Genomic DNA, 14,916 nt, shown 5'->3' on the forward strand with positions numbered 1-14,916 from the left:
GCACGCTCGCGGGCGCGGCCAGCGGGGATGGCGGCACGGTGTTCTCCGGCGCGCCGCTGCTGCTGGGCGGAACGGACGGCGGCTTCAACTACACCTACGCGAAGGACCTGGGCGCGAAGACGGGCGGCGTGCGCTTCTACTTCTACGAGCGCGAGCGCGAGGTGGCCGAGCGGGCCGCCCCCATCATCGAGGAGGCGTACCGGTACCTGGTGGACCAGTTCAAGTACGTCCCCACGGAGACGTTCCCATACATCCTCTACAGCAGCTACGCGGAGTTCCTCCAGACGAACGTGTTCGCGGTCTCCGAGGGCACGCTGGGCGTCACCTCCACGGAGGACCTGAAGCTGTCGCTGCCGTACCTGGGCGACCACCACCTCTTCGAGGAGATCAGCACGCACGAGATGGCGCACCAGTTCACCATCCAGAAGGTGCGCACCGTGGCCGAGCAGGCCAAGACCTTCGGGGATCCGCTGGGCGGCTATCCGCTGTGGTTCATCGAAGGCCTCGCGGAGTTCTACGCCAAGCGCGGGCTGGACCCCGAGGCGGAGATGATGGTGCGGGACCTCCTGGTGAACCCGGACCTGATGAAGGGCTACGCGTTCCTCGACTTCTTCTCCCCCGGGCCCTACGGCTACCTGTGGATCTACAAGGTCGGCCAGGCGCGCGTGGCGTTCCTGGAGGACGAGTACGGCGCGGGCATCACCCAGCGGCTCTTGGAGGAGGCGCCCCGGCTGGTGGGCGGCTCGCGCGACTCGCCGTCGCTCAAGTTCGAGGAGCTGCTGGAGCGGCTGACGGGGGATGACCCGAAGCGCATCTCCGCGCGGTTCGAGAACTGGCTCAAGCGCCGCGCGTTCAAGACGTACCTGGACTCGTCGCAGACGGCGCCCGCGCTGGACTCGCTGGGCGAGACGCCGGGAATCGTCACGGCGATGGCCAGCGGGCCGGACGGCAACGTGCTGGCCCTGCGCACCATCGTGCCGGAGACGGGCGAGAGCCGGCTGTACCTGACGGATCCGCGCACGCCGGGCAAGACGGTGAAGGTGGCGGGCGACGGCGTGCCGGGCGTGGAGTCCCTGCACCCGGTGTCCGGCCGCAACTTCGCGCTGACCAAGGACAAGCTCGCGTTCGTGGCGGAGCGCACCGGGCGCGACGTGCTGTACGTGCAGGACTACGTGCACACCTCCGAGAAGCGGGCCACGGACGTGCTGGTGAGGCGCTCGGCCATCCGCACCGGCATCGGCACGGAGGTGGGCCTCAACGTGCAACTGGAGACGGGGGACCGGCGCCAGTACCGCATCGACAAGCAGGGCGTGCTGGCCATCTACTCTCCGGCCTTCTCCCCGGACGGCCGCTACGTCGCGTTCATCGGCATCAACGACGCGGGTCTGCGCGACGTGTACGTGGTGGACCTGACGCAGGGCGAGGACTCGAAGATCCGCAAGCTCACCGACGACGTCTTCGCCGAGCGGCAGCTCACCTGGGGACCGTCAGGCATCATCTACACGTCCGACGCGACGTCGCACCGCAAGTACAACCTCTTCCGCGTGAAGCCGGACGCGCCGGCGGGCCAGGCCGAGCGCCTCACCAGCGAGGAGCGCGACGAGGCGGATCCGCTGGCGCTGCCCGACGGCCGCCTGTTCTTCGTGGCCTACAACAAGAGCAGCTCCGACCTGCACGAGCGGCTGGCGGACGGCCGCATCGTGCGGCGCACGGACCTGACGACGGGCGTCTTCGAGCCGGGCCCCGGCCCCGACGGCGGCCTGTGGATGCTCTTCCACATGAGCGGTGAGCGGAAGCCGTCCCTCCTGCGCCCGCCGCGCATGCTGTCGCTGGAGGGCGCGAAGCAGCCGCAGGCGGATCCCCCCTCCCCCCTGGCCCTCCGGCCGCTCACCGACGCGCTGGACTACAAGCCCTTCACCCGGGAGAACATCGAGCTGGGGCCCATCTTCGGCTTCGCGGGCGCGGGCGGCGGCGGCTTCGTGGGCCAGGTGTTCGCGTCCGCGTCGGACCGGCTGCGCGACCACCAGATGGTCCTCACGCTGGCGGTGTACGGCTCCTTCGAGTTGACGGACGGCCTCCTGCTCTACGTCAACGACGAGAAGCGCACGACGTGGGGCGGCGGTCTGTTCCAGTCGCTGCGCTTCCGCATCGACAAGACGTTCGACGACCTGCCGGCGAACCAGCGGCCGTTCTTCATCTCGTCGGAGCGCTACTTCGGCGCGCTGGGCAGCCTGCGCTACCCGCTCAGCACGTTCTTCTACCTCCAGGGCGACCTGAGCATCGGCGGCACGAAGTACTTCCTGGATGACTTCAGCGAGTTCTACCTGGCGTTCCCGGAGCGCAACGAGGCGAACCAGGAGCTGCTCTCCGCGTGGCGCGCGGACAACCAGCACATCCGCTTCCAGACGGAGCTCAGCGGGCGCATCGGCTACGACAGCATCAAGTACCACTACGCGACGGGGCCGCTCGCGGGCAGCTCCGTGCTGCTGGAGGCCACCGCCGGCGTGCAGCCCTTCGACGGGCAGGCGTACGGCAACCTGCGCCTGGATGCGGAGCGGTACTTCCCCATCTACGGCCGCACCAACTTCTTCGCGCGCCTGGGCGCGGGCACCACGGTGGGCGGCCGCTACGCGCGCTCCTACTACCTGTCCAGCTTCGACACCCTGCGCGGCGTGAACTTCGGCGACGAGCGGTGGCTGCTGGGCCAGCACTTCGTCTACTCCACGCTGGAGGCGCAGCTGCCCCTCAACGACATCATCCGGGTGGCCTTCCTCAGCGACCTGGAGGCCATCGCCGCGGTGGACATGGGCGGCGTGGGCGACGGCGCGAGGGACCTCTGGGACCACCGCGTGCTCAACGCCGTCGTCGGCTTCAACCTGTCGCTGGGGCCCCTGCTGCTGCGCCTGCACTTCGCGCGGCCCTTCGACATCAACGCCGCCGAGGGCAAGCCCGACGAAGGCTGGGTGACGAACTTCTCCATCGGCGTCGCCGGCCTCAACGGCTTCTTCGACACGAAGGGCGACCGCAGGCCGGGGTCGTCCACGCCGGGGCCGGCGCTGATGCCCGCGCTGGGCGGCGGTTACACGACGCCCTGGTGCACTGAAAGAGCTGGGGCGCGCTTCCCTCTTCGCGGGGGGCGGCGCGCTCCTTCAGGACTGCGCGGCGACGAGGGCGGCGTTGGCGCGAGCCAGCGGCCCTCCGTCACTGGGGATGCGCTCGAAGTCCCCGCGCAGGGCCTTGATGGCGAACTTCTCCAGATCAATCTCCCGGCGGGTGCGCACGCCCAGCGCGCGCACGAGCACGGACAGGGGTCCGAAGCCGGTGAGGCCGTGCTGGAGGAGCAGGCCCAGGGTGACGCCGCCGAGCAGGCGAAGACCCTGGCCGGACCTACGACCCGCCAGCAGACCGGCCAGCGCCACCACGGGGGCGCCCACGACCAGGGTGCGGTGCACGTCCCACTCGCGCTCCAGCTTGTCGAGGTACCGGCTCATCTCCGAGCGGTCCGCCTGCTCCGCCATGTAGCGGACACACGACTCCACGTGGGCGTCGATGCGCCGGTTCATCGTGGAGGGCGCGTGGGTGCGCACGGCATCGGTCGAGGTCTGGTTCCAGGACTCCATCATCACTCCCTTGACGGACTCGGGCCGTCCTCCAGCCTGCTCCCAGAAAGCTAGGGCCGCCGGTCGCGTCCGTGCACAGGACCGCGTCCAGCGGCCGTCGCCCGGTTGGCCGCCTCGGGGGAGATGACGCCTGCCTCGCCATCCCGGGAGGCAGGCGGGCAGGCGTGGCGTCCTCTTCACGCGCTCCGCCGACACCCCTGGGTGAGGGCAGGCGAGCATTCCAGGGAGGGAAAGAGTTTTCCTTCTGCGGGGTGTCCGCATGCCCTGCTGACGCCTGCACGACCGTCCTTCCCTGGCAGGGAGGGTTCCCTCCGCCGCCGTGGCAGGGAGGCATGCGGCTTGCTGAAGCCCGGGTCGATGATGCGCCTACGACTTCTGATCAGCCTCTCGATGCTGCTGGCCGCCTGTGGCGCCGGCACGTCGAATCCAGATGACCCCTCCGTGACGGATCCCGGCATCACGGCTCCCGACACGACCGACGCAGGGGTTCCCGACGCGGGCTCCGTGGACGCGGGGACGCCGGACTCGGGGGTGCCCGACGCGGGCTCCGTGGACGCGGGGACGACGGACCCCGGGGATGGCGGGAGCACGGATGGCGGTCCGCAGCCGGTGCCGGAGGAGCAGCGGCCGTTCACGCTGCCGAAGGTCCAGACCGCGCTGCCGGAGTACGCGCTGATCATCCCTCCGGAGGCGATGGAGAAGTTCAACAAGGACCCGTGGACGGAGGAGCAGGACGCGACGTTCCAGGCGAGCGGCAAGACGTTCCCGGTGAAGGTGCGGCTGCGCGGGGCCTCCGCGCGCTTCTTCCCCAAGAAGAGCTGGAACGTCAGCTTCGTGGACAAGGACAAATTCGAAGGCCGCACGTCGCTCAACCTCGTGGCCGAGTACGCCGACGCGTCGATGATCGCGGAGAAGATCTCCTATGACCTGCTGGCGGCCATGCGCGTGCCGGCGTCGAAGGCGACCTTCGTGCGGCTCAAGGTGAATGGCCGCTACGAGGGCGTGTTCCTGGAGGTGGAGCAGGTCAACAAGGCCTTCCTCAAGGCCCGGCAGTTCCCGGATGACGACGCGTCCATCTACCGCACGGGCTGGAAGGACACGGAGTTCAAGACGTGGAAGGTGCCCTACCAGGGCGACTGGGTGAAGAAGACGAACGAGAGCGAGCCCGACGACGCGCTGTGGGCGGTGCTGGACGTCATCAACCACACGCCGGAGCCGCAGCTGGTCACCGCGCTGGAGAAGAACCTGGAGGTGGAGTCCTACGTGCGCTCCATGGTGCTGGACGCGCTGATGTCCAACAACTTCGTGGAGGACTCCGAGAGCTACTTCATGCACGACCAGCTCACCGGCCGCTGGCGCTACGTGCCCTGGGACCTGAACAACGTGGATGCGCGCTGGTGGTACACGAACACGGTGGAGGACCAGTCCGCCTCCACGAGCAACATGAAGCACCCGCTGTTCAACTTCACGCTGCTGGATGGCTGGGTGGAGAAGATGTACCAGCAGCGCAGGCTGGAGCAGGGCAGCTACCCGGGCTACCTGCCGGTGTTCTCCAACCTGGGCACGCGCGTGGTGATGAACCCGGTGCTGCGCGCCCGGCTGGAGGCGCGGCTGGACAAGGCGCTGGACGAGCTCTTCACGCCGGAGGTGATGGACCCGTACATCGACCAGCTCCACTCGCTGATTGACGCGTCCATGAAGGCCGACCCGTACATGGACTACGCGAAGTTCAGCGCCGGAAAGGCGTACATGAAGCGCTTCGTGAAGGTGCGCCGGGACTTCGTGGTGACGGAGCTGAAGCGGCTGAAGGCGCAGCAGTCCACGCTGGTGCTGGAGGCGTTCGACCCGCGCGCGGGCTGGGTGGAGGTGGGCAACCACGGCGCGCAGGCGGTGTCGCTCCAGGGCATGACGCTGACCACGAACCTGCGGGTGAGCCTGGCGGGCGGGAACTACGCGCCCACGGTCGTGAAGGCCCCGACGGGCGCGGTGCTGGGCAACATCCCGGTGGCGCCGGGCCAGACGGTGCGGATCACCGCCGCCTCGCTGGGCATCACCTTCCCCGCCAGGGGCGAGGTGGGCCTGTTCGACGGCAAGACGGTGGTGGGCGTGAAGGACGCGCTGTTCTACGGCGAGCTGCCCGCGGGCAAGCACTACGCTCGCGGCGCGGAGGGCTGGGAGGTCCGCTGAGTCGTCGCGCGGACACGGGTTGATGGCGGGGCGTGCGAGGCGGGCGGGGCCGGGTTAGTACCCGGGCCATGCCCGCCTCCCGCGTTCTGGATGACCTGCTTCCGCGCCGCTCCGGTCCCCTGCCCCGCGTCGCCGTCATTGGCGCGGGCATGTCGGGGCTGGCGCTCGCGCGGGTGCTGACGGGCGCGGGCTTCGGCGTGCGCGTGCTGGACAAGGGGCACGGGCCGGGAGGACGGCTGTCCACGCGGAGGAGCGCGGATGGAGGCACGTTCGACCATGGCGCGCAGTACTTCACGGCGCGGGAGCCGCTCTTCCGGACGCTGGTGGAGGCGTGGGTGGCGGAGGGCGTCGTGGCGGAGTGGCCCGGGCGCATCGGGACGCTGACGCGTGGGGCAGTGACTCCCGCGAAGGAGTCCGAGCGGTACGTGGGCGTGCCGGGCATGAACGCGGTGGCGAAGGCGCTCGCGGACGGGTTGGACATGCGCTTCGGGGTGCGGGTGGACCGGGTGGAGCGCGACGGCCGGGCGTGGCGCCTGACTTCGGAGACGGGCGAGGACCTGGGACTGGCGGACGTGGTGGTGGCCGCGGTGCCCGCGCCGCAGGCGGTGCCGTTGCTGGCGGGTGCGCCCGCGCTGGCGGCACAGGCGGGGACCGCGCGGCTGTCGCCGTGCTGGGCCGTGATGGCCCGGTTCGAGGAGGCGGTGGCGGTGGAGCTGGATGGCGCGTTCGTGGAGGACTCGCCGCTGTCGTGGGTGGCGCGCGACACGAGCAAGCCGGGGCGGGCTCCGGGGGAGCGTTGGGTGCTTCACGGGTCGCCGGAGTACAGCGCGGCGCACCTGGAGGAGACGGCGGAGGAGCTGGCGCCGAAGCTCGTGGAGGCGTTCGGGAAGGCGCTGGGCAGGGACGTGCGCGCGGTGGAGGCCGTCGCGCACCGGTGGCGCTTCGCGATGCCTTCACCGCCGCTGGAGACGTCCGCGTTGTTCGACCCGGCGCTCGGGCTGGGCGCGTGTGGCGACTGGTGCGCGGGGCCGCGTGTGGAAGGCGCGTTCCTCAGCGGCGTCGCCTTGGCCCGGTGGATCGCCGAACGCTGAACCCTACTGCCGCTCGCGCACCACCAGCGTGCGGCGCGCGGTGAGGCCGCGGTCGTCGGTGACGAGGATGTCGTGCGTGCCCACGCTCGGCTTCCACCACAGGCGCTCGGCGGCCTTCGCGGTTCCCAGGACGGCTCCGTCCACGAACCACGTCAGCTCGCGGTCGTGCGCGGCCTCCGCCTCCAGCGGGATCTTCTGCTCCTCCGCGTTCATGCCGGGGATGAGCAGCGCCACCTGCCCCTCCGGCGGCGAGAGGATGGTCGGCGTGTCCCGCTCCCCTCCCGCGACGCAGCCGGGCGCCAGGGGCGGCGGTTCAGGCAACTGCCGCTGCTGCTCCGCGAGCCACCGGCGCAGGCTGGACGGCCACGTGAGGTACACGCGCGACTCCGTCTTGCGCCCGTCCCGGCAACCCGGCCCCACCGCCAGGCCCGACGCCACGTCCACCTCCACCCGGTGGTGGTACGGACACGGCGTCGTCGGCACCGCCGTGCGCACCGCGTCCACCCGCTTGCGCTGCGTGCACGCGTCCGTGGGCAGGTGCCCCGAGTACGCGCACACCTCCACGCTCACCAGGTCCCTGGGCGGCGCCGCGTCCTCCTCCTGCAACGCCGTGCCTCGCGGCCCCACGCCTTCCAGGAGGTCGAACAGCAGCGGGGCCGCGTTCTCCCCGCCGACCAGGTGCACGCTCGACGCGTGGTCGAAGTTGCCCAGCCACACCACCGCCGTGTGCTTCGGGCCGGAGCCCGCCGCCCAGGCGTCCCGGTTGCCGAAGCTCGTCCCCGTCTTCCAGTGCACGCGCGCGGGCAGCCCCGTGAGCCGACGGCGCTCCGGGAAGTCCGGCCGGTCCCTCAACGCCAACGCCTGCCGCGTCAGCCACGCCGCCCCCGGGGACACCAGCGCCTGGGCCTTCCCGGGCGCCGCGTCCTCCTCCAGCACCCGCAGCGGCCGCGCCTGCCCGTCCCCCGCCAGCGCCAGGTACACGCCCGTCAACTCCAGCGGCGTCAGCTCCAGCCCGCCCACCGCCGCGGACAGGCCGTAGTGCCCCGGCCGTGGATCCAGGCTGGTGACGCCCGCCTGCCGCAGCGAACCGAGGAAGCCCTCCACGCCCACCCGCTCCAGGAGCCGCACGAACGGCAGGTTGAGCGACTGCGACAGCGCGGACTCCATCCGCACCAGCCCCAGGAACCGCCCGTCGAAGTTGCGCGGCTGATAGCCGCCGTACGCCACCGGGATGTCCGGCACCAGCGTCTCCGGCCCCACCAGCCCCTGATCAATCCCCAGCGCGTACAGCAGCGGCTTGAGCGCCGAGCCCGGCGAGCGCGGCGTGGTGAAGCCGATGATCTGCCCGCCGTGCTTCTCGTCGAAGAAGTCGAAGTTGCCCACCAGCGCGCGCAGCTCTCCGGACTCCCGGTCCGCCACCACCACCGCGCCGTTGTGGATGCCCTGCCGCTCCAGCCGCCGGGCCGCCTCCCCCAGCGTGCGCTCCACGAAGCGCTGCGTGCCCGCGTCCAGCGTCGTCGCCAGCCACGTCACCCCCGGCCGCCGCGCCTTGAGCCACACCGCCGCGTGCGGCGCTTCCCGGGGGAAGGGCGTGAGCACGTCCGGCACCGGCGTCGCCCGCACCTCCGCCAGCACCGCGTCGGCCGCCACGCCGTCCACGGCCAGCGCCTCGGACTCCAGCAGCCGCCCGGGCGATCGTCGTCCCGGGCCGAGCGCAGCCGGTCCCGGTTCTCCGGCGACGGGAAGCGCCGGTTCGGGTTCTGCGGCACCGCCAGCAACGTGGCGATCTCCGCCGGGCTCAGGTGCTGGGCGGTGTGCCCGAAGTACGCGAGCGCCGCCGCCTCCACGCCCTCCACGTTGCGCCCGTAGGGCACGAACTGGAGGTACGCCTCCAGCACCTCCTGCTTGGACAGCCGCGCCTCCAGCTGGGCGGCGCGGAACGACTCGATCACCTTCGAGGTGAACGTGCGGGGACGGGGCTCCAGCACGCGCACCAGCTGCATCGTCAACGTGGACGCCCCCGACACCCGCCGCCCCCGGCTCAGGTTGAGCCCCAGGGCGCGCAGGGCCGCGAGCGGATCCACGCCCGGGTGCTGGAAGAACCGCTTGTCCTCCAGCGCCACCAGGGCGCGGACATAGGCCCGGTCGACGCGGTCCTTCGGCGCGGGGATGCGCCACCGCTCGTCCGGGGCGAGGAAGACGTACGCGGGCGACCCGTCCCGGTACGCCATCACCACCGAGGGGGGCGCCGCCAACCGCTCCGGCAGCGGCACCCGCCAGGCCGCCAGCAGGCCCGTGCCCAACAGCACGAGCCCCGCCAGCGCCACCCCCGCCCACTTCCTTCCGTTGAGACGCACGCGACGCATGGGGCCTAGAGCAGGTCGTCCTTCCAGGGACCCGCCACCTGCACCGTGCCCGCGGCTTCACGGGCCCAGACGGAGGAGTCGTACATCGCCTCGGCCTCCGCGGACGGCAGGGTGAAGCTGCCCGCAGTCACCGCGCGCACCGCATAGACGAGCTTCTTCGTCTCGTGGGCCTGCAGCGCGCCGAAGGCATCCATCCGGTCATCGCGCACGTTCACGTAGTCCGCGGCCCACAGCGAATCCGCGTCCACCCAGTCCACGCTGCCGCCGCGCCCCAGGCGGGCGTTCTCAATCTCCCAGCCCGCCGGCAGCCGGTCCACCAGCGCGATGTTCTGCACGCGCTCGCCCGTGGTGTTGGTGACCTCCAGCTCCACGTAGATGAGGTCCGCCAGCTTCACCGGCTGGGCCTTCAGGTCCAGCGCGGTGCCGTCCAGCGAGCGCCAGGTGCGCTTGAGCGTCAGCCCCTGCCCGCCCACCTTCACCTCGGGCGTGGTGCGCACGCCCTCGCTGTTGAGGAGGAGGTACACGCTGCCCGCGCCCTTGTCCTCGAGGTCCAGCGACACGCTGGCGCGCTCGCTGGCGCGGGCCAGGGCCCACGTGCGGTCCGACACGCGCGCGTCCTTCTCCGCGACGGACGCCACCGCCTTGCCCGCCACGGTGAGCGTGGGCGGCGTGAAGGTCGTCGCGCTGCCCTGCAGCCGCTTGCCCAGGCCGGTGATGCCCCAGACCAGCTCCTGCGTCGTGTAGTACTCCGACGTGCGCGCCTCCAGCGCCGTCGCCACCATGCGCGCCAGGGGCTCCCCTTCTGGCGCGGTGCCGAAGAGGTCCTGGAAGGTGCTGAGCATCATCCCGCGCCGGCGCCGGTCCGAATAGAACGACCAGCCGTTGTGGCGCTCCTCGCTGAGCGAGGACACGTCCGGGTTGCGCAGCTCCTTCTCGTAGCGGCGGTCTCCGGACAGCCACAGCGCGGCCTTGAGCAGGTACAGGTCCTCCTGGTCCTCGCCGCTGAGCGCCGCCTTCTTCGCCGCCGTCTCCAGCGCGCTCACCATCGCCTGCGCCCGCGCCTTGCGCCCCTTGCCCGCCATCGCGAGCACGTAGTGCATGTACGCCTCCGAGTGCTGGCCGTAGTGGTCGTCATTCACGCGCCCTTCCTTCCGCGTCAGCTCGTCCCCCATCCACGCGAGCGCGCTGTCCACCCGGTCCTCCGGCACCGGGTACTTCAGCTTGCGGGCGTCCAGCAGCATGTGCGTCGCGTAGGCCGTGCCCCAGGCCAGGGGCTCCGTCTGGCCCGGCCAGTAGGCGAAGCCGCCGGAGGCCGTCTGCATGGACAGCACCCGGTTGATGCCCGACTGCACCATGTCCTCCAGCTTCGCCGTGGAGACCAGGGTCGGATCCACGCGCTCCACCAGCTGGCTCACGAACAGCAGCGGGCGCGTGGAGGACGTCGTCTGCTCGATGCAGCCGTGCGGGTAGCGCACCAGGTACGAGAGGTGCTGGAGCGACTTCGCGTAGGGGTTGTTCGTCACCCAGACGGTGGTGCGCTCCGTCGTGGGCACCCAGCCCTGGAGCAGCGCCTTCACGTCCGTGGTGCCCTGCGCCAGCTCCACCTGCTGGAGCTTCCGCTCCCGGGGGCCGGCCGGGGACAGCGGCACGTCCAGCTGCTCGCGCGACGTGTAGCCACCGCCCTCCACCGTCACCACCAGCCGAGCGGCGCCCACCGACTGCACCGCGCGGCCCTGGAACACGAAGGTGCGGGACTTGCCGTCCTCCACCCGCGCGCGGCCCTCGCTCTTGCCCTTGAGCTCCAGGGGCGAGCCCAGCGCCTCCGGCATCGCGAGCCCCGGCACCGCCAGCGCCTCCGAGGCCAGTGACACCTTCACGTCCTGCGCCTTGCCGGACAGGTTGGTGACGAAGACCGGGATTTGGATCTCGTCGTTCTGGGTGAGGAAGCGCGGCAGCGTCGTCTGGAGCACCAGCGGGTCGCGCACCAGCACCTGCGCGCTGGCCCGGCCGATGCGCTTGTTGCCCGCCGTCACCACCATCACCCGCACCGCGCCCCGGTACCGCGGCAGCTTGAAGGGCACGCGCAGCTTGCCGTTGGCGGGCACCTCCACCACGCCGCTCCACAGGGCCACGGGCTTCACCGGCTGCACGCGGCCTTCCGCGCCGCCGCCCTCGTCACCGCCGGTGGAGCTGGAGTTGCCGCCGGGCGGCACCAGGAGCGCCCAGCCCACCGTCTCGTAGGTCTGGATGCCCAGCGCGCGCCGCGTGAAGATCTCCTTCAGCGGATCCGGGCTCTGGAAGCGCGTGAGGGACAGGATGCCCTCGTCCACCACCGCGACGGTGGCGAAGGTGGGGCCCTCCACGCCCTCCACCGCGACGTCCACGGTGAGCGTGTCGTTGCTGCGGACCTCCTTGGGCACCGTCAGCGTGACGGCCTGGGTGAAGTCCACCGGCTCCAGCGCGATGCTGCCCACGCCGAAGGCGCGGTCCGGCATGAACGCCTGGGCGGATTCCAGGTGCGGGTCCTTCACCAGGAACGCGCTCACGTACACGTTGGGCGCGTACTCCCTGGGCGTGAACTGCCAGGTGACCTCACCGGGCTCCACCTGCTTCCACGCGGTGGTGAGCACGCGGTCGGTCTCCACCGTGAAGAGGACGCGGCCCCGGTAGGGCGCCTTCATCTTCACCGTCAGGGCCTCGCCCACCTTGCCCTTCGCGGGCAGCGCCAGCTCCAGCGCCGTGGGCTTCTGGGGCCGCGGCGTCTGGTCCACGCGCGAGCCCTCGCCCCACCAGTAGTAGCGGCCCTCGCCCTCGATGGAGAGGTCCGTCTGGGTGCTGCCCGCGCGAGCGCGCACGAGGTAACCCGCGCCGTCGCGGCCCGGCAGCACCGTGGCGGTGAAGCGGCCGTTCTCCACCTTCACCGTCGCCTCGCCCTCACGCTGCGGGCGCAGGTAGCGCTGGTAGCGCTCGTAGCCGGACTCCTCGTCGTAGTAGTAGCCGTAGTTCTCCTCCAGCAGCTGGTACTCCAGCACCACCGTCTTCGGCGCCTTGCCGTCGGTGACGAGCTGGCCGTCCCAGTCCACCACCACGCCCGACACCGTGAAGGGCGTGGCCGCCTTCACCTTCTGCGTGCTGGCCTGCAGGCCCAGGTAGTAGGCCTCCGGGTGCACCGGCACGTTGGCCTCGCCGATGGTGGAGCGGCCGCTGCCGGACTCGAAGACGCTGGCCACCGCGGACAGCCGCGCGGCGCCCTTGATGGGGCCCGACGCCGCCTGGGCCGGGCAGTCGAGGAGCGCCTGCCCCTTCGCGTCGAGCGTGCCCTTCACCTGCCCCAGCGTGACGGGCCGGGGCACGCTGCCGTCCTGGCGCCAGATGCCGTAGGTGTACTGGGCGTTCTGCTTGGGCCTGAAGGACACGGACTCCAGGCGGCACGTCAGCTCCACCGGGCTGCCCTCCGCGGAGCCGCCGAAGAGGTACGCGGCCTCCACGCCCACGGGGATCTCCTTGCCCTGCACGTAGCCCGGCGCGGTGGTGCTGGCCGTCACCTTCATGCGCTCCGGGACGAACTCCTCCACGTTCACCGCGTAGGAGGCCACGTCGCGGTCCGCCACCTTGAGGCGCACCCAGTAGTGGCCCGTGTCCTGGAACGCCGCGAAGGCCTGGTCGAACGACACGAGGCCCGCCGCGTTCGTCTTCAGCATCACCTTGCGGATTTCACGCTCGCGCGGGTCGACGACGCGCACCTCCACCGGCATGCCCGCGGGCGGCGCCAGGTTGTCCTGGCCGCGCAGCACCGCGGCCACGTGCGCGGTGTCACCGGGGCGGTACACGCCGCGGTCGGACCAGACGGAGGCGCGGTAGGGCTGCTCGGCGCGGTAGGGCTCGCCCTGCACGTCCGAGTTGGCGATCTCCGTCTTCAGCTCGTCGTACTTGAGGTACGTCAGCTCGTCGCCCTTGCGCGCCACCAGCGCGAACGGCGCGCTGTCGTCCACGCCGGGCGCGGGCACCTTGAGGTTGCAGCCCGCCTCGCCCTGCGTGGTGCAGCGGGCCACGGCCTGCCCGCTCTTCTTCACCAGCGACACCTCCACGCCGGACAGGGGCTCCGTGCTCTCCAGGCCCAGGGCCCAGACCCACACCTCGCCGGAGTCCGTGGAGCCCACGGCGGGACCGCCGCGCTTGGCCACGAGGCTCAGGTCGGTGAGCAGGATGCGGGTGGCGGCCTTGTAGTCGCCGCGCTCCGCCAGGATTTCGACCAGGCCGCGCGTGTTGGCGGGCACCAGCGACGCCACGTCGACGTACGTGGTGAGCAGCGAGTCCGGCGTGGACTTGAGCGGCACCGCCTTGCGCACCAGCACGTTGCTCGTCCGCTCGTCCGCGGTCTCCGAGTAGTCGCTGCCCATCCAGAAGACGAGGTTCTCCGGCGGCACGTTGCGCACCGTGAGCGTCACCTGCTCCACGTTGAGGTGCTGCAGGGGCAGGTTGCGCCACGCGCTGCGCGGCAGGTAGCGGCCGTTGGCGTTGAAGCGCACCTGGGGCTGGCGCGCGGGCACGGAGAAGCCGCGCGACCAGGCGCCCATGAGCGCGCCGCCGCCCACGGACAGCGTGCCCTCCGCGATGGAGAGCGTGTGCGGGCCGCGCTTGAAGTCACCGAAGATGCGGAAGCCGCGCCGCGACGGGGCCACGGTGAACTTCACCTTCGGCTTGAAGCGGATGGCGTCCAGCGCCACCGCGTCGTTGAGCGAGCAGCCCTTGTTGTCGTCGTCGTAGTAGTACGAGTCCCACTGCTCGTCGGTGGGGCTCGCCGGGGCGTCCGCCTCCACGTCGCGGCAGCTCACCTCGAAGAAGTAGCCGTTGGTCCCCTCCTGGAGGCTCACGTAGGTGATGTCCATGCGCTTGCCGCCGTTGAGCGGGACGCTGGCCGTGGCCGCGGGCGCCTGCTCGGTGGAGGCGCCCCCCGCGGCCGTCAGTCCCTCGCGCAGGGAGAACCGCAGCGTCGCGCCGGGCTTGAGCTTCGGGTGGGTGAGCACCACGGAGAGGGAGTTGCGCGTGTCCGCGCGGGTGCTCCACTTCACGTCGCTGATGGCGGTGTCGCCCACGCGGAAGCTTGAGCGGGAGCGCACGGCGGCCAGGTCCACCGGGCCGGAGAAGTCCACGTTCGCCTCCACGCGGCCCTTCGGCAGGTCCAGGCGCGTGGGGTAGAGCTGGGCGAACTTGAAGGCGTAGGTCGTGAAGTCGTAATGCCACTCGCGCGCGATCCACGGCTTGACGACGCCCCCGTCGGTGTTCACCGCGTCCACGGAGACGGTGTACGTCGTGCCGGCCGCGAAGCCCGTCGACGGGGTGAAGAGCAGCGACGAGGGGCCCGTCCACCGCAGGCTGCCCCCGACCTCTGGCGACAGCGTGACGACGGTGCCGTCGACGCTCTCGTAGCGCGGACGCACCGGCAGCGCGAACTCGATGACGACGCCCGTGGGCAGGGCGTTCTCGCTGGCCAGCTCGTGGATGACGGGCTTCAGCTGCGAGGGCTGCACCGGCACGGGCGTGGACGCGGACGGCGTGCTGGCCGCGGGGCGTCGGCGGTGGACCGCGGGGGTGGCGGGCGGCGTCTTCGCGGGGCTCCTGCTTGCAGCCGGCGACGAGCGCCCCCACGAG

Annotated in this window: 4 protein-coding genes and 1 pseudogene; 3 read left to right on the forward strand and 2 right to left on the reverse strand. The window is 71.4% G+C overall.

What is annotated here, in order from left to right; translation table 11 throughout:
* From ACLEQD_RS20670 to ACLEQD_RS20680, 3 genes are all read left to right on the forward strand, one after another.
* The coding region (locus ACLEQD_RS20670; protein WP_410386004.1) for a hypothetical protein at positions 1-3,674 on the forward strand (3,674 nt) is incomplete at its 5' end.
* A 303-nt stretch (positions 3,675-3,977) separates the two neighbouring features.
* Entirely contained in the window at positions 3,978-5,807 is a 1,830-nt protein-coding gene (locus ACLEQD_RS20675) for a CotH kinase family protein (RefSeq protein ID WP_410386008.1), read from the forward strand.
* Positions 5,808-5,875: 68 nt separating this feature from the next.
* On the forward strand, positions 5,876-6,898 hold the full coding sequence (locus ACLEQD_RS20680; RefSeq protein WP_410386005.1) for an NAD(P)/FAD-dependent oxidoreductase: 1,023 nt from the start codon (positions 5,876-5,878) through the stop codon (positions 6,896-6,898).
* Between the two features lie 3 nt (positions 6,899-6,901).
* On the opposite strand, the pseudogene pbpC reads toward ACLEQD_RS20680, so the two are convergent.
* Positions 6,902-9,264: pseudogene (gene pbpC, locus ACLEQD_RS20685) on the reverse strand (penicillin-binding protein 1C).
* 5 nt (positions 9,265-9,269) lie between these two features.
* Entirely contained in the window at positions 9,270-14,801 is a 5,532-nt protein-coding gene (locus ACLEQD_RS20690) for an alpha-2-macroglobulin family protein (RefSeq protein ID WP_410386006.1), read from the reverse strand.
* Positions 14,802-14,916: the final 115 nt, after the last annotated feature.

Origin of the sequence: Corallococcus sp. 4LFB (assembly GCF_046520365.1) — a bacterium.
Taxonomy (GTDB): domain Bacteria; phylum Myxococcota; class Myxococcia; order Myxococcales; family Myxococcaceae; genus Corallococcus; species Corallococcus caeni.